Origin of the sequence: Paenibacillus sp. OK003 (assembly GCF_900109515.1) — a bacterium.
In the GTDB taxonomy this organism is placed as follows: Bacteria; Bacillota; Bacilli; order Paenibacillales; family Paenibacillaceae; genus Paenibacillus; species Paenibacillus marchantiae.
In genome coordinates this window covers 66117-89828 of record NZ_FOBD01000017.1, presented here as the reverse complement: position 1 = coordinate 89828, position 23712 = coordinate 66117, and the positions used below count along the sequence as shown (strand labels likewise).

At 42.2% G+C, this 23712-nt stretch carries 21 protein-coding genes; all 21 read left to right on the top strand.

All coding sequences use genetic code 11. The features are described 5' to 3' along the window. Window positions 1–165 precede the first annotated feature (165 nt). Entirely contained in the window at window positions 166–2889 is a 2724-nt protein-coding gene (locus BMW94_RS23560) for a stalk domain-containing protein (RefSeq protein ID WP_091001287.1), read from the top strand. Between the two features lie 47 nt (window positions 2890–2936). Next, on the top strand, window positions 2937–4097 hold the full coding sequence (locus BMW94_RS23555; RefSeq protein WP_024631628.1) for a sensor histidine kinase: 1161 nt from the start codon (window positions 2937–2939) through the stop codon (window positions 4095–4097). A 4-nt stretch (window positions 4098–4101) separates the two neighbouring features. After that, the gene (locus BMW94_RS23550) at window positions 4102–4824 is read left to right on the top strand and encodes a response regulator transcription factor (protein ID WP_063567747.1); all 723 of its coding nucleotides are present in this window, start codon (window positions 4102–4104) and stop codon (window positions 4822–4824) included. A gap of 326 nt (window positions 4825–5150) precedes the next feature. Then, window positions 5151–5531: a hypothetical protein gene (locus BMW94_RS23545; RefSeq protein WP_091001286.1), complete on the top strand. Its 381-nt coding sequence runs from the start codon at window positions 5151–5153 to the stop codon at window positions 5529–5531. A 1206-nt stretch (window positions 5532–6737) separates the two neighbouring features. After that, on the top strand, window positions 6738–7991 hold the full coding sequence (locus BMW94_RS23540) for a helicase-related protein (protein WP_368086935.1): 1254 nt from the start codon (window positions 6738–6740) through the stop codon (window positions 7989–7991). Between the two features lie 109 nt (window positions 7992–8100). Then, window positions 8101–8295, top strand: a complete 195-nt coding sequence (locus BMW94_RS30640) for a hypothetical protein (RefSeq protein WP_175480830.1) — start codon at window positions 8101–8103, stop codon at window positions 8293–8295. A 406-nt stretch (window positions 8296–8701) separates the two neighbouring features. Beyond that, window positions 8702–9196: a ComF family protein gene (locus BMW94_RS30635; protein ID WP_175480829.1), complete on the top strand. Its 495-nt coding sequence runs from the start codon at window positions 8702–8704 to the stop codon at window positions 9194–9196. A 313-nt stretch (window positions 9197–9509) separates the two neighbouring features. Next, entirely contained in the window at window positions 9510–9917 is a 408-nt protein-coding gene (locus BMW94_RS23530) for a TIGR03826 family flagellar region protein (RefSeq protein ID WP_063568399.1), read from the top strand. Window positions 9918–10069: 152 nt separating this feature from the next. Then, window positions 10070–10354 (top strand): flagellar biosynthesis anti-sigma factor FlgM, encoded by a 285-nt coding sequence (gene flgM, locus BMW94_RS23525; RefSeq protein WP_063568400.1) that lies wholly within the window; start codon window positions 10070–10072, stop codon window positions 10352–10354. A gap of 11 nt (window positions 10355–10365) precedes the next feature. Beyond that, entirely contained in the window at window positions 10366–10869 is a 504-nt protein-coding gene (locus tag BMW94_RS23520) for a flagellar protein FlgN (protein ID WP_091001283.1), read from the top strand. A 19-nt stretch (window positions 10870–10888) separates the two neighbouring features. Further along, entirely contained in the window at window positions 10889–12445 is a 1557-nt protein-coding gene (flgK, locus tag BMW94_RS23515; RefSeq protein ID WP_091001282.1) for a flagellar hook-associated protein FlgK, read from the top strand. A 25-nt stretch (window positions 12446–12470) separates the two neighbouring features. After that, on the top strand, window positions 12471–13391 hold the full coding sequence (gene flgL / locus BMW94_RS23510; protein ID WP_091001281.1) for a flagellar hook-associated protein FlgL: 921 nt from the start codon (window positions 12471–12473) through the stop codon (window positions 13389–13391). Window positions 13392–13408: 17 nt separating this feature from the next. Then, window positions 13409–13978, top strand: coding sequence for a DUF6470 family protein (locus BMW94_RS23505; protein WP_091001280.1), 570 nt, complete (start codon window positions 13409–13411; stop codon window positions 13976–13978). Window positions 13979–14114: 136 nt separating this feature from the next. Then, a complete protein-coding gene (locus BMW94_RS23500; RefSeq protein ID WP_254790341.1) occupies window positions 14115–14510 on the top strand; it encodes a flagellar assembly protein FliW in 396 nt (131 codons plus the stop codon). 1 nt (window position 14511) lies between these two features. Continuing rightward, window positions 14512–14757 (top strand): carbon storage regulator CsrA, encoded by a 246-nt coding sequence (gene csrA, locus BMW94_RS23495; RefSeq protein WP_091001278.1) that lies wholly within the window; start codon window positions 14512–14514, stop codon window positions 14755–14757. 143 nt (window positions 14758–14900) lie between these two features. Continuing rightward, a complete protein-coding gene (locus tag BMW94_RS23490; RefSeq protein WP_091001277.1) occupies window positions 14901–15716 on the top strand; it encodes a flagellin N-terminal helical domain-containing protein in 816 nt (271 codons plus the stop codon). A gap of 158 nt (window positions 15717–15874) precedes the next feature. Further along, window positions 15875–17752, top strand: coding sequence for a tetratricopeptide repeat-containing glycosyltransferase family 2 protein (locus tag BMW94_RS23485; protein ID WP_091001276.1), 1878 nt, complete (start codon window positions 15875–15877; stop codon window positions 17750–17752). Window positions 17753–17779: 27 nt separating this feature from the next. After that, complete coding sequence (locus BMW94_RS23480; protein WP_091001275.1) at window positions 17780–21301, top strand: CDP-glycerol glycerophosphotransferase family protein; 3522 nt, start codon at window positions 17780–17782, stop codon at window positions 21299–21301. A 115-nt stretch (window positions 21302–21416) separates the two neighbouring features. Then, entirely contained in the window at window positions 21417–21800 is a 384-nt protein-coding gene (gene tagD, locus BMW94_RS23475; RefSeq protein WP_091001274.1) for a glycerol-3-phosphate cytidylyltransferase, read from the top strand. Window positions 21801–22300: 500 nt separating this feature from the next. After that, window positions 22301–22642, top strand: coding sequence for a hypothetical protein (locus tag BMW94_RS23470; RefSeq protein WP_091001273.1), 342 nt, complete (start codon window positions 22301–22303; stop codon window positions 22640–22642). A 676-nt stretch (window positions 22643–23318) separates the two neighbouring features. Beyond that, the gene (locus tag BMW94_RS23460; RefSeq protein WP_091001271.1) at window positions 23319–23702 is read left to right on the top strand and encodes a flagellar protein FlaG; all 384 of its coding nucleotides are present in this window, start codon (window positions 23319–23321) and stop codon (window positions 23700–23702) included. The last annotated feature ends 10 nt before the right edge of the window (window positions 23703–23712 follow it).

Sequence of the window (23712 nt, the reverse complement as noted above, 5' to 3'; positions counted from 1 at the left end):
CATATTTTTAATCAATGAGTGCTAATATAGGCTCTAGGCGTAACTTTTTCCACAAAAAGTAGTCTATTAATAGAAGAGTATACTAGAAATCTCGCTGTCTGCTGCCACATGGTAGAGATCGTGATATCTAAGATTGATATACAAGATGGGAGAGACGTTTCAAACATGCTGGGGAAACAAGGGAAACGGCTGAACGACGTTAAGGGTAGCAAGGCGAAGAAATGGGCGATTGTGACGCTGGCAGGCGTGATCTGGATTGCACCGGTTCTGGGAGCGGGACAACAGGTGTGGTCGGGAAGTTTATGGCAGTCGGTGGCTGCAGCAGCCTCTACAACAACAAGCAAACTGAGCGAAGAAATTCTGACTTCGGGTGCGAAGTTAATGAAATACAATTATACAACAACACGTTCCGGCTCGAAGGTGAACGTACTGGCAGACGTCATTCAAGTGGATTTGCAAAATCCCTATGTGAAGCTGGATGTCATGACAGGCAAAGGTGGCAATCTGAATAGTAAACAAAGCACGGGTGGCATGGCTAAGGAAAATGGTGCAGTAGCCGCCGTGAACGGCGATTATTTCAATGTATCCGGGGAACTTGCCCCAATCGGTGGACAGGTCTCGGATGGGGTCCTCGTATCTACTCCATCCGAACTGTCAGGGATGTATGCCCTCACCGTAACCAAGGACGGCAAGCCAATGATTGATGAATATTCATTCGATGGCACCGTGAAGGCAGATGATGGTTCAACGTTTGCTTTGCGTGGGATAAATAAAGAGGACTACACGGTCGAATCGGGCTCGGTGAAGTACAGTCATGCCAATTCGATGTATATTTATACACCAGCTTGGACGTCAACGAAGCGGCCGAATGATCCTTCCACAACACCAACCGAGGTACTTGTGCAGAACGGTGTGATTACCCAAATTTCCGATAAAAAGGCGTTAGACATGACGGTGCCGGCAGATGGGTACATTTTGCGTGCGCATGGAACGGCAGCGACATGGATTATGACTCACCTGGCGGTAGGGCAGACGTTGAATGCAGATTACAAGCTGAAAGCCAAAACGACGGGGGAGACCGTTGATCCAAGCAACCTGCAGATGATGATCGGGGGTCATACCATTCTGGTGAATGGTGGCAAGGCAGCTACGTTTTCCCGCGATATTGCGGCTTCCGGTATCGGTGGCATTCGTGCGAGAACAGCAGTCGGCTACTCTCAAGATGGTCGGTATGTCTACATTATTGCAGCGGAGAAAAACAGTAACAGCAGCGGTTTGTCGCTGACGGAACTGCAATCCTTCATGACCAGCATTGGTGTATGGAAAGGCATGAATCTGGACGGAGGCGGCTCCACAACGATGGTAACTCGTCCGCTTGGTGAGGAGACAGCAGGGCTTACGTTCAACACGGAGTACGGTACAGAGCAGCGTCAGGTCGTAAACACGCTGGGCGTGTTCTCTACGGCTCCGGAAGGTAAGCTGCAGGGCTTTGCCGTGAGTGGCAGCCAAACGTTGCTGGTAGGGCAAGAGGGCAAGTATACAGCCAAAGGATATGACACCTACTACAACCCGATTGCTACAGGCGATATCAAGATGACATGGAAATCGAGCAACAACGGCATCGTGAGTGTAAGTAATGGAACGATCAAAGGTGTGAAACCAGGTACAGTGACGCTGACTGCAACAAGCAATGGAGCTTCATCTTCCATTAAAGTTACCGTGTTGGGCGGAAGTGAACTGGCTTCGCTGACAGCAGGATCTGGCTTGGGATCGCTTCAAGCGGGTACAACGATTTCCATTCCAGTAACGGCGAAGACCAAAGACGGACAAAGTGTGACAGTTCCGGCGGATTCGCTGACTTGGGAGTTTATTGGATTCAAAGGTAAAGTGTCTGCAGACCAATTAACCGTATCCTCAGTGAACGCTGGCGCTCAAGTTGGCTATGCGATCGGTCGTTATGATGGCTACAGCACGGTGGTTGTGCTCTCCGCTGCGGCAAGTGAAACGATATGGGAGAACTTCGAGAATGTTAGCTACCCGATCAACTTCACGACCAATGCATCAGGTGTAACTGGATCGGCGTCCGTGACAGCGGGAACAGGTGAAAAAGCTGGCTCCAAGGTATTGCAGCTGAGCTATGACATGACCGCAGGAATAGGGAAAATGTATGCATATGCCCAATTGAACGGTTCCACTGGCAAAGAGGTATCTGCAACAGCGACATCCATGTCGATGGATGTTATGGGAGATAAGAGCCTGAACTGGCTGCGTGCCGAATTTACAGATGCCAGTGGCAAAACGGTATATGCCGATCTCGCTAAGGCAATTGATTGGGATGGTTGGAAAAAACTGAACGTGGACCTGAATGGGCTGAATATTTCTTATCCGGCGAAGCTGAAACGGGTTTATGTGGTGAATGTGGAAGAAGGTCAGGATGAGCGTGCGAAGACAGGCACGGTTGCTTTTGACAACATTGCTTTCACCATGCCATCCAAATCCAGTGAAGTGGGCTTGCCTACAGGAACTGCTTCATTGGTGCTTGGACAGAAATCTATGACCGTAAATGGAACGAAAAAGGCAATCGATTCTGCGCCAGTACTGAAAAATGGTACAACATATGTTCCAATCAAGCATGTATTGGATGCTTTTGGCGGACAAGCGAGCTGGGATAGCAAAAATCAACGAGTTACCGTCGTGCGCGGTGGCAAGCTGATTGATCTGGTTGTAGGCCAGAAAGAATTTATCATCAATGGCAAAAGACAAAGTGCAACAGTAGCACCTTACGTATCTGGTGGTAGGACTTTAGTCCCTCTCAGACTCGTTTCAGAGCAGCTTGGACTGACTGTAAAATGGGAACAGAACACGAAGACCGTTACCATCTCATCGTGATATGGTATGATATATACCGGAAACGATAGAAATGGAGTCGAACAAACGTGGATTTACAAGCCGATGCCATAGACCGCGTCATAAAAAACGCCATACAAGTCATGGAAAACAGTAAATATCAAATGTTTGAGATTATGGACTCGACTCGGAATGAGCTGAAAACGCTGAACGAGGAATTGAAGTCGGTTCTGAAGGAGACGGCGGAAACGATCGAGAAAGTAGATCAATTGGAGCTGAACTACCGCCGCTCTCGGATCCGGCTAACTGAGGTTAGCCGCGACTTCGTCCGTTATTCCGAGCATGATATCAAGCAGGCGTATGAGAAAGCGACGCAGTTACAGCTGGATCTGATGATTTACCGTGAGAAGGAAATGTATCTGAAAGCCCGTCGGGATGATCTGCAGAAGCGTGCCAAAAATGTGGAAGCTTCCGTGGAGCGCGCCGAGACGATCGGTTCCCAGATGGGGGTTGTACTGGAGTATCTGTCGGGTGAGCTGGGTCAAGTGACCCGCATCATTGAATCCGCCAAAAATCGACAAATGATTGGTTTGAAAATAATTTTGGCCCAGGAAGAAGAGCGGAAACGTATTGCCCGTGAGATCCATGACGGACCTGCACAGATGCTCGCAAATCTAGTGCTTAGGACGGAAATTGTAGAAAGAATGCTCATAAAGCAGGATTTTAAGATGGTCCAGGCCGAAATAGTAGATTTGAAAGGCCAGGTTCGTTCGAGTCTTGGAGAAATGAGAAAAGTTATTTTCAATTTGCGTCCTATGGCACTGGATGACCTGGGATTGATTCCAACGCTTCGGAAGTACGTGCAGGATTTTGAAGAAAAAACAAAAATCCGCTCGCTTTTTGAAACGAGAGGCAAGGAACACCGTTTATCTTCGGCAATGGAGGCTGCGATCTACCGCCTCGTGCAGGAAGGTCTGTCCAATGCTGCGAAGCATGCTTATCCCACTTATGTTGTAGTGGAAATTACATACCAGGCTCAGCTCGTTAAGATTGTCGTGCAGGACAATGGGCTTGGGTTCAAACCGGAGCTTCTTGCGAAGAAGAGCAAGGATCATACCCACTTCGGTCTGATTGGGATGAGAGAGCGGGTTGAACTGTTAGAAGGAAGAATAGAGATCGAGTCCGCGGAAAATCAAGGAACCAAAATAGTGATTCATATCCCGACAAACGTGGATAAGGGAAAGGAGTAGCAGGATGGAAAACCGTGATACTGGAAAGACATCAATTAAAGTTCTTTTGGCTGATGATCATCAGCTGTTCCGTGAAGGTCTGAAACGCATTTTAAATATGGAGGACGACATTGAGGTCATCGGCGAATGCGGCGATGGGATTCAGGTGCTCGAATTCTGTAATCAGGATAAACCGGACATCGTATTGATGGACATCAACATGCCGGTGGAAAACGGGGTTGAAGCGACGGAGAAATTGCGTGAGCTGTTCCCGGATGTCAAAGTCATTATCTTGTCTATTCATGATGATGAGAGTTATGTGTTCGAGACGCTGCGTAAAGGTGCTAATGGCTACCTGCTCAAAGATATGGAGGCCGAGTCCCTGATCAATGCGATTCGTTCTGTTCATGAAGGGCATGCATTCATCCACCCTAAAGTAACTGGCAAACTGATCATGCAGTTGCGTCGGATGACGTACCTTAATGAGACAGGGGCAATGAGCGAAGGAGCTTCGAAGGAAGCAGGCGTTAAATTTGTCGCTGGCGACAATAATCCGCTTACTCGTCGTGAGGCTGAAGTATTGCGTCTGATGGCTGAAGGTAAGAGCAATAAAATGATTGGTGAGTTCCTGTTCATCAGTGAGAAAACAGTAAAAAACCATGTCAGCAGTATTTTGCAGAAGATGGAAGTGGATGATCGTACACAAGCGGTTATCAACTCGATCAAATATGGTTGGGTTACCCTGTAATATACGATTGTATTTAGATGCAGTTTGATTATAGCAATTATAGGATTCTGTTTACTCGCGCCCATTCCAGAATGTTGGACTGGTTAGCGGGTTAATGGACTTTATTACTGCAAATGAGCAAAGTGTGAAGTTAGGCGAACTTATGTTCAAGCTTCGGCATGAATGAGTGAACGACCTGGCCTGTCTTCTTCGTCCGGTGTCGATCAGAATGGAATATGCGCGTTTAGGATTTGCAAGTGTAACCCTTCGAGGAATGCGGCATATACTGCTGTATACAGGGATGTTCGCCATGGGTGAGCATGACCTTCCGAGGAGGTGCAGTTGCCATGGTTGCTCATCTGACTATGATTCTGCTCATATACTTCCTGGCGGCAATGGCCGTTCATGCCATGCACCAGCGCCATCTTTCCCGTCCGGACCCCGAAGGCTACGAGCAGATTATGCTCATTCCTTCCAATCAGGAGCAGCGGATTGAAGGCATTGTAAGAGCGCTTTGCCGGGAATTATTTTACCGTGGAAAGAGCTTCACATTGACGGTTGTCGCTGATCGTACGGAAGCCGAAACGGTTCGTATTATTGAAAAGCTTATGCTGAGGCAAGGAATGGAGTTATCCTACTTGTCTGCTGTCCCTACCGATATGGAACAGTGGAATCAGACTGGCAATCGTTCTATTCGCCTTATCGATTTGCGTGAGCCAAAGCAGTAGATGCTTTTTTTTGCAACAGTTGGGCTCATTCATCGTGCAGGCTGCTGAGACAGACTGGCTAAAGCGTGTCATCAGACAGAATGCACTTTCAATGAATTTATGCCAGTTTGCCAAAATGAGCTTGAATTTCATCATGTTTGAGGTTAAAGATTACAGCGTATGCTGTAGTCTTTTTTTGTCATTGTAGCCAAGCTTGCTGTTAAATTAAATATGGGTTTTTATGCAATCTATGGTTATTGTCCCTGTTGGAGCCTTGTGGGGATCGCAGCACGAACCTTTTTGAATTCAGAACTCTTAAGTTAAAAGTATAGACGATGCAGATTGGAAAAAGTTTCGCATGATCAAAGAAAGATTATCGCTACTCATTGAATGGGTAAAATGATCGTAACGATTGCTTTTGGAAACTACACGACTTGTGGGACAACTGCATAATTGATATAGTGATTATACAAGTAGATATTGAACTGAATAAGATATGGACATGAAGCACATGCTCCGACAAATAGTCGGTTGGCATGTGCTTTTTTTGCGTTTTGGGACATGGAGGATGAGGGAGGAGAGCAGATGAAGGTTGGGTTGTATGTGTGCCGGGTGAGAGAAGAGTGGAAGATGGTGCTGTCACTGGATATCCGAGTGGATGTGGCGTGGTGGCTTGAGGGGGTAAGCGGTCAGCGGGTGCTGCGATGGTTGCTGTTAGACAGAGAGTTGCCTTTAAGTCAGGCCTCATGGATGGTAGAGAATTTTGAGATGGAGCGAGGAATGGATCAGTGGGGAGGGGAGCATTGGCAGGTGTATATGCGACGCAAACTGGGAGAGTACGAGAGGGCTTCCGGGGATCTGGAGGCTAGGGGAGAGATAGCGGGCAAAGCGGGGATTACTGCTGAAAGAGGTGCGGAAGTGGGCGGGATGCCAGAGCCGTATCCCGCCGGGGAATGGGCTCAGCTTGAGCGGGGCGCGGCCCTGCTGGCTGAGCGGCTTCGCGGCCGCCAATTGCTGGCGGCCGAGGCAGAGGCACTGCTGGCGGACACGTCGCCGCAGCTTGCCTCGGTTTGGCGCGCGGCTGCACAGCTCGCGCACCTGCGTGGGCGGCTGAGCATAGCAGCCGCCCTGGAAGGGCCTGCCACGCGGCGGCAACGCCTCGCGTGGCTTGGTCGCGCGCACAGCGCGCCCCGCTGCCGCCGATGCGGCAGCTTTGCCGGGGAGCGCGTGCCCTGCGCTGCCTGCGGCCTGGCGGCGTGCGCCTACTGCGAGGCTTGCCTCGCGCTGGGGCGCAGCCGTGCCTGTGCGCTGCTGCTGCGCAGCGCAGCGCCAGGGGCCGTGCCACGACGCGGCGCAGCACCGCGTGGCACGGCCGTTGTCCCCACAGAGGGCGGACTTGCCCGGTGGGGGTTAAGCCCTGCGCAGAGCGCGGCAGCTGCCGCGGCGCTGGCGTTTTTGGCCCAGCTATCCGCAGGGGAAGGGCCGGGGCGGTTTTTGCTGTGGGCCGTGACCGGGGCAGGTAAAACCGAGATGATATTCCCTTTGCTCCAATATATATTGGAGCGCGGAGGACGAGCGCTTGTCGCTACGCCGCGCCGGGATGTCGTGCTGGAGCTTGCCCCTCGTCTGGCGAAGGCATTCCCTGACATCTCACTCGCTACGCTATACGGGGGCAGCACCGAGCGCTGGAAAGACGCACAGCTCACACTCGCGACCACGCACCAACTGATGCGTTTTTACCAGGCATTCGATCTGGTCATTATCGACGAGCTTGATGCATTTCCCTACCATAATGATCCCATGCTCGCTCATGCGGCTGCGTCCTCATGCAAGCCTGATGGTCATTTTGTTTATCTGTCCGCTACGCCACCAGCTAGACTGCAGCGGGAAGCGGCGCAAGGGAAACTCACTCACGCCAAAGTTCCGGTCCGCTTCCACCGCCACCCTTTACCCGTACCACGTCTATTGAAAATACCCACCGTCGCCGAATGTATTCGAAAGCGAGAGCTGCCCGCCACACTAAAAAAGAGTATTCAAACCTCCTTGCTGCGGGAAGCTCAGGTATTTTTATTTGTGACACGGATCGCTCAGATCGAGGCATTTGTAAATCTTATGCGTCGCATGTTTCCACAAATCCATATTGAAGGAACATCATCCCAAGATCCGGATCGCGCGAGCAAAGTTATTGCTTTTCGTGAACGGACCATACGTCTGCTCGTGACCACCACGATCTTGGAGCGGGGCGTCACCATTTCGCGCAGCGATGTATTTATTTTGGATGCGGATAATGGTCTCTTTGATGAAGCTTCTTTGGTACAGATGGCGGGTAGAGCAGGTCGATCTATGGATGATCCAGCAGGGAGAGTCGTCTTTGCCTCATCCCGCCGTACGCGTTCCCAGGTGAAAGCGGTGGCACAAATCCAAAAGATGAACACCATCGCCCGCCGCAAAGGCTACCTTCACCCGCCAAATCACCAATAGATACTGAGGGAGGCAACAATCTAATGTCGAACTGGCTAAGCAGCATCGCTGATCATGTACACCAACTTACCCATCGCCTGCATGGATTACTCGCCCCACCCGGAGCGACTTGTCTAACCTGTGGTACACGAGCGATGTTGTCTCCAATCTACCCCGGCATCTGTCCGCGTTGTGTGCAGCAAATTCCATGGATTCGTTCCATCCGCTGTCTGCGTTGTGGTCGAGGGATTGGCTGCCCGGACTGCGTCCGTCCACACATGCAAAACCGTTCTTTCGTATGCAACCGCAGCGCCGTCCAGTATAACGCTCTAATGAAGGAATGGATTGGGATGTACAAGTTTAGAGGCCATGAGCGCTACGCACCACTTTTAACGGCACTAATTATTCAAGCATTTCAAGCAATGATTGAAGAACTCAACCCTGTTTTGGCAAAAGAAACCCTGGCCCCCGTAGCTCATCCCGCTACGCCTGCTCAATACCGGTTGGATGCCAACTCACATCCAACCGACGCACTCGTTCACCGACCTAACGGGCGCGTATCAGTACCCGCGCCCGTTCACTTACATGCCGTGTTTGCGCCCGTGCATATACACGCGCAACACAACAGCCACAGCTCAGACGCTTACTACACGCACACTCATCCCGATGCAGCACCGCACCACCGCCAGTCGCTGCTCCAAAACAATAAGCCGCGATGGCGGCCAGACGCGGTGACTTACGTCCCCGTTAGCAACGAACGCCTTGCCGAGCGCGGCTTCAACCAGGCCGAGCGGCTCGCAGCAGGACTTGCCGCAGCCGTCCGCCTGCCTGTAGTTGATCTGCTGCAGCGTCGGATCAACACTACCAAACAAAGCTTCAAAACACGCGGCGAGCGTATCCAGACGATGCAGGATGCATTTGCAATTCAGCCAGGTGGAATAGATATGTTGCTTGAACTCTATAAAGCAGCCAAAGCCGCATCTCAATCCGTTCAAAAGAACATGTATTCACGAGCAGCTAATTCATTCTCTAATGGAGAGGAAGGGTCTTCACATTTCAGATCAACCCCACAAGGCTGGCAAGTTGCTCCCTTACGCTTGCTGATAATTGATGATATCTACACAACCGGTAGCACCTTGGATGCCTGTGGACAGGTGATCTTAAGCGCTGGATCTTCTATTAACCTTCCAATAGAGATTTACACGCTGACTTTGGCCAGATCTTAAGTTTAAGAACCCATAAGTGATATATGAAAATGCATATTATATTTAACGTGATGCCTGTGTCCATTACTGGTGATCACTTTACTGATTTTCGAATAACAACATATCTGGGTTTATGTTCATTAGTTCTTCAGTTGAGAAAGATTAATGTGTAATTCTGCAAAAACAACTTGTTTAATATCCATAAGATTGCGCATACATGCATCCTATACCCCTTTTATATTCGCAAAGAGGCTATGGACTTGATGTGAGAAAATAAGGTAATGTATAGTTATTATCCATTCGGAAGAGGAAGTTTGAGAGGGGCGTTTTAGCGATGAATCTGGGTAATTGTCCGCGTTGTGGCAAATTATATGCGTTGAATTTTCGGGATGTATGCTCGAATTGTATCAAGGAAATTGAACTGGAATACCAGACTTGTGTGGAATATCTACGCAAAAACAAAGGCACTAACATACAGGAACTATCTGATGCAACAGAAGTTTCAATTAAAAATATTACCAAGTTCATTCGTGAGGGACGGATTTCCATCGAAAACGCCCCAAATATGATGTATCCTTGTGAAGTATGCGCAACCCTGATTCGTGAAGGCCATATGTGCGACTCCTGCCGGAATCGTTTGACGAAAGATTTGGCTGGAGCGGCTCGAGAAGTAGGTCAGAAGGATAACGGCAATATAGGCGGGCGAACCTACAATGCTGTCGACAAACTGCGCGATTCATAGGAATGAGGGCTTAAATACAAGTTTTGCTATAACAAATGTTTTGGAACGTACCGATAAACTTATTAAAGATTATCGGTTTTTTTTATTATCCTAATCGTTCGAGAACATAAAGATAATGTGAAAATCCTAAGGTGGAAGGAAGTGCATTTCGTATGAAAATCAATGAACCCAATAGAATTGGTGCAATCAATTCTTATCAGAGGAACGTTGAATCCAATCAGCAGGCTGATGCCAAAAAGAGCCGCCGTAAGGACGAGGTATCCATTTCTCCGGAGGCGATGAAGATGCTTGAGGAACAAGGTCGTACACAGGATGCAGGACGTATACAGCGGATACAGGAACTAAAAGAACAGGTGAGTTCAGGAACTTACCAGGTGGACAGCAGTAAACTTGCTGACAAGTTACTGCCGTATTTTAAGTCTTTTGATAAGGAATAGGTGATTATGCAATGGCAGCGCTGGACAGATTAATTGCAGTTTTGCAGCAAATGGAACAAAACCACCGGGACATGCTGGCACTCAGCGAGATTAAGAGGCAGGTCATTGTCAAAAATGATGTGGACCAACTCATTTCTCTGATGAATAGGGAATCCAAGTTTATGAAACAGCAGGAGCCGCTTGAAAGTGAACGACTGAGCGCAGTTCATGAATTACTTCAGGAGCGTGGGATCAAATCTATGTTGAACCTGAATATCACAGAGATCTCCAAGCTTATTTTTGATCCGGCTGACAAACAGCGATTGCTTGAAGTCCAGAAGAAGCTCGCGGGAACATTGCAGCAATTGAAAGAAATTAATCAATTGAATCAAAAACTGATCGAGCAATCATTGATGTTTATTGATCTCTCAATGGACATATTTGCTTCTCGGCCGGAACAGGATGCCACATATCAGCATCCTGCTGATAAGAACGGTAATCCAGGGCGAATCGGTCTTTTTGATACACGTGCCTGATTAATTAGGGGGAAACAAGGTGACATCTACTTTTCATTCAATCGAAACGGCTAAACGCAGTTTGTTCACACAGACGACAGCTCTTAGCACAACTGGTCACAATGTGGCCAATGCCAACACTGAAGGATACTCGCGGCAGAAGGTAAACATGCAAGCATCCATTCCAATGGAGCCGTTTGCATTTTTACATAGTACAACACCAGGACAACTGGGAACAGGGGTGGAGTTTGATTCTATTACCCGTGTCCGAGAGAAGTTTCTCGATGACCAGTTTCGTAATGAAAATAACAACTTTGGAAGTTGGTCTATTCAACGGGATACACTTGAGAAACTTGAAGCCATTGTGAACGAACCATCTGACACCGGATTTCGGACTGTAATGGATAACTTCTATAAATCCTGGTCCGATTTGAGCAAAAATCCGGAGGATGTTACAGCTCGTCGAATCGTAAAAGAGACGACTCTTGCCCTGACAGATGCGATGAATCAGATCAGCCGCCAACTGGATGCACTGAGTCAGGATTTGGATAACAATATTGAAGTGAAGGGCAGTGAAATTCAAGGATATCTTGGTAACATTGCCAACCTTAATAGCGCTATAGTTAAAGTAGAGTCTCTTGGTGATAACGCCAATGATCTTCGTGACCAACGTGATCTGATGGCAGACAAATTGTCCAAGATTATGAATATTACTGTTACAGACTCTCCCCAAGGCTACCAGATCCAGATGAATGGGCAAGCACTGGTTACAGGTGGGGCAGTACAAACAACGGTAGATTCGGCTTTTCTTAATACTGCTTATGCTGCGGGTAATCTCACGAATGGTGAAGTTCATGGGATGATTAAGTCGAGAGATACATTAGTCAGTGACTATAAGAAACAAATGGATGACCTGGCCAATACGCTTGCCAACGGAGAGATTCAGATTACCTTACCAGCAGGCTCAGTCCTGCCAGACAATACTGTTCTGGGTGGGGTGACATATACAGGGGCTGCACGTACACTGTCAGCTGATCTGACCGTTACGGTCAAAGGTTTGAATGGTCTACATCAACTTGGATATAGCATGGATGGAACGACCTCTCCTGGATTGCCATTCTTCACATCTTCTGATGGTGGAACCGCAATTACAGCAGGCAATATCTCATTGAACGCCGCGATTCTGGCGGATCCGAATAAGATCGCAACATCTTTAAGAACAACTACTGATGCCTCAGGAGCAGAGACCGTAATCAAGGGGAATAATACACTGGCGAATCTGCTTGCCAATCTTAAAGATACGCCGATGAAATCAGCTGACGGTTTGCGTAATGCAACGGTTGGTGCTCAATTCAGTGCCATTGTGGGACAACTCGGTGTCCAATCTCAGGAAGCGGCACGTCAGACATCTAATTCGGAGTTTCTTGTAGAACAAGTAGATACTCGCCGCCAATCGGTTAGTGGTGTTTCATTGGATGAAGAGATGGCGAACATGATCAAATTCCAGCATGCTTACAGCGCCTCTGCGCGTTTTATGACTACCTACGATCAGCTGCTTGATAAATTGATTAATTCTACCGGTACGGTCGGCAGATAATAAGAGGGGACTGACATAGAAGACGATGAGAATTACAAACAATATGCTTAGCTCACAGTTGGTTCTTAACTTGAACCGGAATGCACAGCAGATGAACAATACACAAACTCAACTGGCAACAGGCCGTAAAATCAATAAACCTTCTGATGACCCTGTAGGGATAACTTACTCCCTTCGTTATCGTACTGAACTTTCTTCCAATGAGCAGTATCAAAAAAATGTGGATAGCACGATTTCATGGCTGGAATTTAATGATACGGTGATGGACCAGACTGGAAGTGTCGTTGGACGTCTGAGGGAACTAACAGTGCAAGCGGCTACCGGAACTAATCCCCAAGAGGCACTGGATAGCATTAACGAAGAGGTAAAGCAACTTAAAGCACAACTCGTTGATATTGCGAACAGTAAGCTGAATGGGAAATACATTTTCAATGGCGAAACCTATGATCAAAAACCTTATGATTTTCCAGCAAGCGCGGATGGTTCATTTGATACAACTAATGCAGCTGCTGTGATAACCGATCCTGGGAAAATCAACTTTATCGTTGGTGAGAGCATACAAATGCCGATTAACGTTACCGGGAATGAGTTCTTTGGAGACTCTACAGAAACAGACAATTTATTTGTTATCTTTAATACGATTAGCCAGGCCCTTACTGACGGAAACTTAGGTGAATTGTCTAATCAGCTTGATGCGATTGACAGTCGCACAGATAAAATTCTGGCTATTCGTGCTGAGGTTGGGGCCAAAACGAATAGGGTTGAGCTTATGCAAGGAAGATTGAGTGATCTTGAAGTTAACCTAACCGACCTGCAATCGAAAGTGGAGGACGCGGATTTTGCCGAGTTGTCTATCCAATCCAAGATTCAGGAAAATATCTACAATGCTTCGTTGTCTACAGGTGCTAAAATCATTTCTCAATCCTTGGTTGATTTCCTTAGATAAATAGGAAGGGTGATCTTTTGAAAACTCTCCCCATCCTTCAAATTCATACAACTCCTCCCGTGTTGCAAATTGATGCTGATCTGGGGCAGTATTCCATTCGTCAGCCTAAGGCAGATGTTCAAATGAAGACACGCCCGTCGGAGCTGACCGTGGAGAGTCATCCGATCCAATTCGAGGTGGATCAGAGCAGGGCGCTCTCTGCCTATACGGGTGGAAACATGATTGATATGAACGCACGTATCTATTCGGGAATTGAGAAACTTTTTCTTGAAAACATGGCTGAACGTGTTCAACAAGGCAATGAACTGGCGGCTATTCACAAACCTGCTAATACGATTGCCAACATTGTGGGGACTAATTGGAAATCGAAACCTTTTCCTGAAATAAGGACGCCTGCTTCCATGGATAACGTTGATATACGAATTGAGACTCGAGCACCGAGTATTCGTTTTGAATCGGCTGTCTCTGAAATGAACGTTACCGTGAACAAACCAGAGATTGAGTACCATCGGGGGAAATTGGATATCTATGTGAAGCAGTATGCTTCAATTCAATATACTCCGCCTGTTATAGAAATAGGGATGTAATAGTTATAATAGAGCTATAGACGGTCTTCATTGTAGACTTCTATGGCTCTTTCTGTATAAAATCTTCGCCAAGGGGGCGCTTATTATTAATATTCAGACAAGCATGTGGGGAGAACTCGAAGTTGGAGAAGAAGAGGTGTATTATTTTTCAAAAGGCTTACCCGGATTTGATGAAGAGACTCAATTTGCAATAATTCCATGGGAGGACACTCCTTTTATCTACTTGCAGTCTATAAAAGAACCTGAATTGTCTTTCTTGCTAGTCAGCCCTTTTGTTTTCGCTCCAGACTATAGTTTTGAGCTTCCTGAGGCAGATCGAGCTGAACTGGAGATTAGTGAAGAGGTCTCCGTATACTCAATCGTAACAATTCAATCAGAAGTGAGTAAATCCACGATGAATTTACTTGCACCAGTGGTGCTTAACCCGGTTAAAAGAACAGGAAAACAAGTAGTCCTTCATCAGTCTTCATACGGGACACGTCATCAGATCTGGCCAGCAAGAGATACAAATTCAGTGAAGGGTGGAGTTTGAGATGCTGGTATTGTCACGTAAAAAGGGAGAGTCCATTATCATCCAAGATCATATTGAGGTGACTGTACTGGCCGTAGAAGGGGATACAGTGAGGATTGGCATTTCCGCTCCTAAGCACATCGATATTTTCCGTGAGGAGGTTTACGCGTCTATCCAGGAGACAAACCGCGAGTCTGCGACACCCCTTGCACCTAACGTCAAGGCATTTATGGAATTACTTCGTGAGACGGAAAATAAAAAAAAATAAAAAAATTCCAATTTGCTATAAACAGTTCCTCACAATCTGTCGATATATAATTTAGACGCTGCTTCGGCAGGGCGGCCGACCTTAATGTCGCGGCGTTTACCACAAGGATGTGGAACTAACTTATTTCAGGGAGGAAACACTCAATGATTATCAACCACAATATCGCTGCGATGAACACTCATCGCCAACTGAACTCAAACACAACTAACACAAACAAAGCAATTGAAAAATTGTCTTCCGGTCTTCGCATCAACCGCGCTGGTGACGATGCAGCAGGTCTGGCAATTTCCGAAAAAATGCGTGGACAAATCCGCGGTTTGGATATGGCTTCCAAAAATGCTCAAGATGGTATCTCTTTGATCCAAACTGCTGAGGGTGCACTGAACGAAACACACAGCATCCTGCAACGTGTTCGTGAATTGGCTGTTCAATCCGCGAATGATACAAACACAAATGATGATCGTGCTGAACTTCAAAAAGAAGTAGCAGAGTTGACTAAAGAAGTAACACGTATCTCTACTGATACTGAATTCAACACTAAAAAATTGTTGAATGGTGCTGGTGTAAGTGGAGCAGTCTTCCAAATCGGTGCAAACACTGGACAATCTATTTCCCTGTCCATCGGTAACATGGGTGCAGCTAGCCTTGGCTTGGCTTCCGTTGCAATCGGATCACAAACTGGTGCTAACGCAGCATTGTCGATTCTTGACGCTGCTATCAAATCAGTTTCTTCCGAACGTGCTAAACTGGGTGCAAACCAAAACCGTTTGGAGCACACAATCAACAACTTGGGTACAACTTCTGAAAACCTGTCTGCTGCAGAATCCCGTGTTCGTGACGTAGATATGGCGAAAGAAATGATGAACCAAACGAAAAACAACATTCTTGCACAAGCTTCTCAAGCAATGTTGGCACAAGCTAACCAACAACCACAAGCAGTTCTTCAATTGCTTCGTTAATTTAAGTAATGAAAGGGTTACTGAGAATTTTCTCAGTAACCTTTTTTTTGTATATAAAAACCACTATTTTCTTATAAAGAGAGCTAACTTCTGTTTCGGATTTTACCGATATAACTAGTAATACGTTGAATTCGCAAACGCGAAATGAAGGGATATGCATGATGAAAACTATTGCGTTGTGTATGATTGTGAAAAACGAGCAAGAGTATCTTAGAAGGTGTTTGGAAAGTGTTAAAGATAAAGTGAATCAGATCGTTATAGTAGATACTGGTTCAACAGATGAGACGATATCGATTGCCAATGAATATACAAATGAAGTTTATCATTTCGATTGGATTAATGATTTTGCAGCAGCGCGAAATGAATCAATTAAGTATGCAAAGGCGGACTATATTCTCGTTCTGGACGCAGATGAGTATTTAGAAGATTCTGTAGATATCTTGAGTAGTATTGAAGTAGAAGCAGATTATTATTTCATAAAAATTCATAATATGATGTCCCAAGGTAGAGCCATAGATCATTTGGCTATTCGAATCTTTGCCAATAATAAGGATTTATATTATCGTAATCGTCTACATGAGCATTTAAATACGTATGAAGATGAAGAAAAATATAAAGCAGGACATGCTGAATTTACCATTATGCATACTGGTTATACAGATGACATGTTAGAAGGAAGAGAGAAATCGAAAAGAAATTTGTCTCTGATGTTAAAAGAAGTTGAAGAAAACCCTAATGTGTACAATCTGTTCAATATGGGTAGGACGTATAACTGGACTGGGAATCATGGAAAAGCAATTGAATATTTACAAAGGGCCTATTCTTTGAGTGGAAATCTCTCAATTGTACCTGAGTTAGTAGCAACTTTATGTCGAAGTCTTGGGGAAATGAAAAGATATGAAGAAGCTTTATATGTATTGCAAGAAGCAGTCCTTGTTTTCCCACAAGAAGTAGACTTGGTGCATCTTCAGGCATTATTCTTTAAGGAAATTGGTTACTATAGAGATGCCATAGCTAAAATGAATTTGTGTCTTGAAATCGGAGATCAGGGAATTACTGTTACTGAAGGTAACGGTAGTTACCTGGCACATTTTAGACTAGCTGAATGGTATGAAGAAAGAAATGACTTAGTTAAGAGTTATGAACATATACTAGAAGCATTTAAATTGAATATGAATTTCATACCGGTTATGGGGAAGTATTTCAAAATTGTCGAAAAGGCTAACATTCCTTTGGATGATGTGTTTATAAGCATTAAGCAATTGTATACTATTTCAAACAGTGCGCAATTGGAAAGGCTCTTAGAAGTATTGTATCAATTGAGACATCCGCTCCTTCATAGATTTATTACAGAGTATAACGTGATTGTTCAAGATAGTGTGGAAGCTATTGCATATCAATATGTCGGTGAATATGAAAAATCTAGAGATAAATGGATAACCATAGATGAAATTACTGATCAAAATGGTGAAGATATTCTATTATTATCTATCCTATTAAAGGATGAAAACTTATTTAAAATTTCTCGTCCGTTACTTAACCTGAGTGTTAGCGAACAAAAAAAGCTTCAAAAATGCATATTTGATATTTCACCAGGGAATCTGAAATTAACAACTCATACTGAAAGTCTATTAGAAAAATCTATTATTCATTTAATTCGCCTACATGAGTTTGAAACATTTGAGTCGGTGTTAGGGTGCTTGTGGAACGGTGGCATTGATATAAAAATGAAAATTTGCGAGCATCTTATAGCATATGGTTTTAATGAAATAGCGATAGATTTATTAGTTAAGTTATACGAGCATAATTCTAGGAATGAAAGCTTGAATTTAATTTTAGGTGATGTCTGCTATAAATCTAATTATTTTGAAGATGCTAACCTGTTTTATTCGAGAATCTCTCCTCGGAAATATGAGATCCATGAACATCTGTATGAAGTTAACAGTAAGATGGGGAACCAGAATGAAAAAGAGATAATAATTGAGGAGATAAAAAAGTTATTTCCTATATGCCAATGGGTCAAAACAGAATTATAACAAAAAGGTGAGAAGGAGAGTGAGTATGTGGAAATATTAAGTTTAATAGCTAAAGAGCTTGAAATTAACAATATAGAAGAAGCCTACAATCTTATTAGTATTAATGAGCAAGATTTTCTGGAGAACGAGGAGTTCTGGAATCTTAAAGGAATATTATGCTTAAAGGTTCAGGAGTTTGAAACTGCAGCTAATTGTTTTATGAAATCATTAGATATTAATAAGACGAATGGTGAGACACTCTATAATTATGCATATACTCTTAACTGTTTGAATAGAAGTAGTGATTCTGCATTGTATTTTGGACTCGCTTATCGTTTCTTGACTAATGAAGATATAAAAAGCAACTTGTTAAATTCGTATAGTGAAAGCTCTGAATTGAAAAGAATTTTTGAGGCAGCAGCATTTTCGAAAGAGAAGATGTTCATTATGCTTTCTTCCTGTGGATGGGGTGATATATATCAGAGAATGCATCATATTGCTCGTTCCCTATTTATGTATGGTCACAGAGTGTTATACATCGCGCCGAGTGTCGAAGCGGACCTTAATTCTGGTAGTTTCGTAGATTTAGGTATGCATCATCTCAAAAGATATTCATGGGATAATATGCGTGTAATTGATGGAGTGAACATTATTCAGCCAATTATTGTGAGAACGGGGGGGGGGAATTATCTGAATAACTATACTGATATAATTCAAGATATATTAGATGCATATGTAGACGATGGCGATGAAGTTCCAACCCTTATCTCTTACCTCCCTTATCAGGTGAATACCATTAAAGAATTAAAAGGGGAGTTTACTCATATTTACGAATGTGTGGACGATCATTCAGATTTAGAACATGCATTTTGGGGGGGGAAACACGATATAGAATGGGAACAGGAGTTAATGGATTCTGCTGATGCAATTACAACTACTGCTACCGCACTTTATTTACAGAGAGTGGCTATTGAGAATAGAAGTAATGTCTATATGTCAAAAAATGCAGTGAATGAGTCGGATTTTTTTTCAGTACAAGGAGCTATCCCGACTGATTTAGTCAATATACCAGAACCAAGAATAGCCTATACAGGGGCAATTTACGAAAGATTTGATGTAGAACTCTTTTATGAAGTTGTGAAACTAAATCCTGATAAGTCTTTTGTCGTTATCGGCTTTGGTAAGTTAGAGCTCTTGAAGGACAGGCTTCCAAATCTATATTTTATCGAGGCTAAGAAGCACAACGAACTTAAATTATATTTAAAGCATATGCAAATTGGTATTATTCCCTTTAAAGACAAAACTGATCTTATCATAAATACAGATTCTATAAAACATTATGAGTACTTAGCTTGTGGACTTCCTGTTGTGACTACATTAATACCAGATAGTGGTATAGAAAAGCCCCATACCTTTTTAGCTAATACTGCAGAAGAGTTTACTAAAGTTATTAATGCAGCTTTAAATTCAAAGATGAATAATGTTAATATTACCGATTTTATAATCAAAAATAACTGGCATTTAAGAGCAGCGCTGCTTTTGAATTTAGTTAATGGAAAAATAACCGAATTCGAGCAAAGATTAGAATTCGAGCTAATTGGTAGAAATCTTGAAATTCTAAAGGAACGTTTCCGATTTCCAGTATTTGACGCATTATATGCAGTTTATTTAAGTAAAGATGACCGAGTGCAATCTGAGGCTAATTTAAAAATAGCATATGAAAGATTGCCTACGAAATATATCGAGAAACAGTATTTAAGAGTACTTATTATCAATAATAATTTGTCTGAATTAATAGATGTAATTGGTTTATCCAACAATATCAACTTAGAATTAAAAAATGAATTAACCTTTCGTATCGAAAGATTGGAATATGAATGTGTGTTGTTAATTGCTACTTTTTGCATAAATGATAAGTCTTCTTATGATAGGTATATTAAACTTATTTCTGATGAGAATATTATATTTTTATACAATAATTATTGGAACTATATATTAGGTAACGTGACCTCAGGAAAAACTCCGAGTAATTTAGATAAAGAGTCACCAATGTATGAATTAATGGTTGATAGTGGTTTTTTTAATTTGTTTACTGAATTTGAATCTCAGTTACTAAATCTCACTGAAAAGGAGATTGAGGAACAAATTATAGAGTGGCTTGAAATTGAGTCCGTTCAGCCTGTTATGAAAGTGATTTCTAAGCTTGAAGAAAGTGCCTTTTCATTGTCCGACAAATTATTTGTTGAAATTTTGAAAGCCAGAGTTTTAGTTAAAGATGGTAGGAAAGAAGAAGTCTTCAAATTTCTGAAAGAAATAGAAAGAACCAGCCCTAACCATAGATCGGGATTATTACTTGCTGAATTATATGGAGAAGAAGGTAACAGAACTAGAGCTTTGCAAGGATATACATGTTACTTTGAAAATATAAGTAATAGACAATTGCATAAATATAATAAATTAAGCACTATCACTAATAAAACTAGAATAGCACTTATTACAACCACAAGTTCAGGATGTAATGCTAGAGCTCTTTCAGTAAATATACCTGAGTATATACAAGAAAAGTATGAAATTAGATTATTTCAAGAGCAGAGCTATGATGCATATGACCTGTTTGTGAAAGAAAGTGATATGGTAATTACTACTCAGGCAAACTATCCTTTTAATAACAGACAGATAAATATTGAACTATGGCATGGATTTCCCATAAAAGCTATGGAAAGAATGGATCTCACTGAAAGGAAATCAAGCGAATTTTTAGATAAGTGGTGGGAGAATGTCGATATAGTATCTTCATATTCAAGTATGTTTAATACACTTTTTAATTCTTGCATTGGTTTAAGAGCGAACAAATATAAGATTACTGGGGCTCCGAGAAATGATTTATTGGCCCAAAATAACAGGGTATGGTTCTATCAATTAAGTGGAATTGATTTGACAGATGAAAAGATTATAATATATACCCCTACATTTAGAAGTTCAATGTTTAATCCTTCTAAAGTGGAGGGTGAAAGAAGTTGGTCCAATTTTTTTGGATTTGAACATTTTCAGCAAGAAAGATTCAATGAATTCTTAGAACAAAGTAAAATAACTCTTTTTGTTAAGTATCATTGGGTAGAAGAGGCTACTGCAAAAGAGCATATATCAAACTTAAACTGTCCTAGAGTTAGACTTATTACCGAAGGAGATATTGTCGATAGCGGCATGGACTTTTATGAATTACTTAGTAGTGCAGATCTTTTAATAACTGATTATTCCTCTATCTTTTTTGATTATTTGTTGTTGGACCGTCCGATAATCTTTACTCCTACTGATCTTGAATCCTACAAAAAAAATAGAGGGTTTTTACTTGAACCTTATGAATTTTGGACACCTGGACCTAAAGTATATGATCAAGTTTCTTTCCAAGAAGAGATTTCAAAGAGTTTAGGGGATAAAGAATACTTCAGTTTCGAAAGAAAACAAATCAGAAGCTTAATTCATCAGTATAATGATTTTAATTCATCCGACCGCGTGTGGGAATTGATAGATCAGGAATTGAGTATAAATGATAAATTAAAGTTGGTGTAGGTTATCACAATTATAAGTACCCAGACAACACTTGAAATACAGTAAATGTTGTCTGGGAACTATGTCGTTATCAATAAAGTTTAATCATTAGAATTTTCTCTAAGGAGGTATGTTTATGAAAAAAGTAATCACATATGGAACTTTTGATTTGTTGCATTATGGTCATATATTGTTACTCCAAAGAGCGAAAGAACTTGGAGACCATTTAACGGTAGGACTCTCTACTGATTCTTTTAATACTTTAAAGGGCAAGCAATCTTATATGTCTTTCTCTGAACGTAAAGACATCCTTGAGTCAATTAAGTTTATTGACAAAATAATCCCAGAAGAAAATTGGAGTCAGAAGGCTAAGGATATTAAAGAAAGAAAAATAGATATTTTTGTCATGGGTGATGATTGGAGCGGTAAATTTGATCAATTAGAATGTGAAGTTATTTACTTGCCCCGTACTCCCAAAATCTCCACAAGTAGTATTAAAGAAGTGATAAAGGTACTTTAGCATATATTCTCTTTTTCATTGATTAAACTATAAATGAGGAATAAATTCATATGAATATATATACTTTCAAAGATCATATCAATAATATAGAAATATTATCTCAGTTTTTATTAATAGCAAATGAAGAGAATGATGAAAATAAATTGTTCTCTTTCTTCAATGTTTTGGCAGACTTCATTTAATATAAAGAGCAATATTGTTCTATTCCAAGTTTTGATGAATTAGCAAAAATCACTGTTAATCTAATTGATTATTGTAATGGGACGACTTTCAATCATTATGTTTGTGGTATTGATAAGTATGGAATCATTGATAATATCATAAATGATAATGTTAAATTTATGGAAAAAATGAAAATGTGAGGCAGGAAAATGAATTTAGAATTTTAATTTTGGGTGATAAGGTAAGTCTTCAAGAGGTAGACATTGAGAAGTATGACCATGTTGTTTTATATGATCAAGTTATGAATGAATTATTCGATATTACTCAGAAGCTCTATCATGCCAATTATGACTATAATTTTTTTGTCGAATGCTATTGAGGAATGTAAAAAACCTTTCATAAATGAAGTTATTGTGGGATCTTCTTACTCCATGTACGGAATGGATGAGAAAAAACTCAATGCAGGAGTCATAAATTTATCTTTACCTTCACAAGATATCTATTATTCCATTCTGAAAGCGAAAGAAGTAATCAACAGTAACAAGAATATAAAAAGATGTTACATGGGTACAGGCTACTGGACTTTTAATATTGATTTGTCAAAATCCATCAAGAGTAAAGCTGCTAGAATAGAAAAAGTTTATTATCCTATCTTTGGAGATAGCAATCATTACAACTAGCGAAAATAAAAAAATTACCACTTTAGATATAGGCTCTGATATTTTAATCAAAAATATATTCAACCTTAAATCAATATACAACATATTAAATCGTATAGTTTTTATGAGTTATGGGGGTACCTATTTCAATGCCGTCATAAGCAGAGAAAATTGTAGAGAAATAGCACCGCATACATTAGATGAATTAGACTTGAAAAGAAAATTAGAAATTGGAGAGTTTAGAGCAAACCTGAAATACAAAGAAACAGAAAAAAGGAGATGTTAGGTCAATTTATACAGTTTCTTAATGAACAATCAATAGAATTAATGGTAGTTAATTTTCCAGCAACTCAATACTATTTCAAGTATTTTGATGAGGGTTTTATAAAAAAGTATTATGAAATCATTCAAGATTTAAAGAATTTTGGCAGTTTTCAGTATTTATTTAGCAACGAGTGGATCATATGAAGACTCAGACTTTGTCGATATAGATCATATGAGTAATCAAGGTGCTTTGAAAACGATTGATTTAATATTTGAAAAAAAATCTAACTACTAAATTATATTTTCTATTATGTACAGAGTTCTCCAAACAAATTGCCTCTGTTTTTTGTGTTGTTAATATTTTTATACTCCTATTCAATCTCATACAAAACTAACCGATAATATAATAAATAATTCCATCGGGGGATAAACGATGAATCTACAGTTCTCACTTTCAACCAATATGGTGAATGGCACGTCAGGTTCTATAAATCAATCCAGTGATACTAATCATGATAGTAAGCTTCTGCAGGCTGTTAAAAATGGAGTAGAGTTGTCTAAACTCGAACGCCAAGGAGTTAACATCCCATTTGGAGACGAGCAACTTATAAAGGCAATTGACAAAGCTGTCAAAGCATTACAAGGCCCCACTACAACTTTGGAGATGAGTGTCCATGAGAAAACACACCAGATCCTAGTTAAGGTTTTGAACAAAGAAACTGGCGAGTTGATTCGCGAAATCCCACCTGAAAAAACGCTTGATCTTGTGGCTAACATGATGGAGATTGCAGGAATTCTTATAGACGAAAAAGTATAAGGAGGTATTG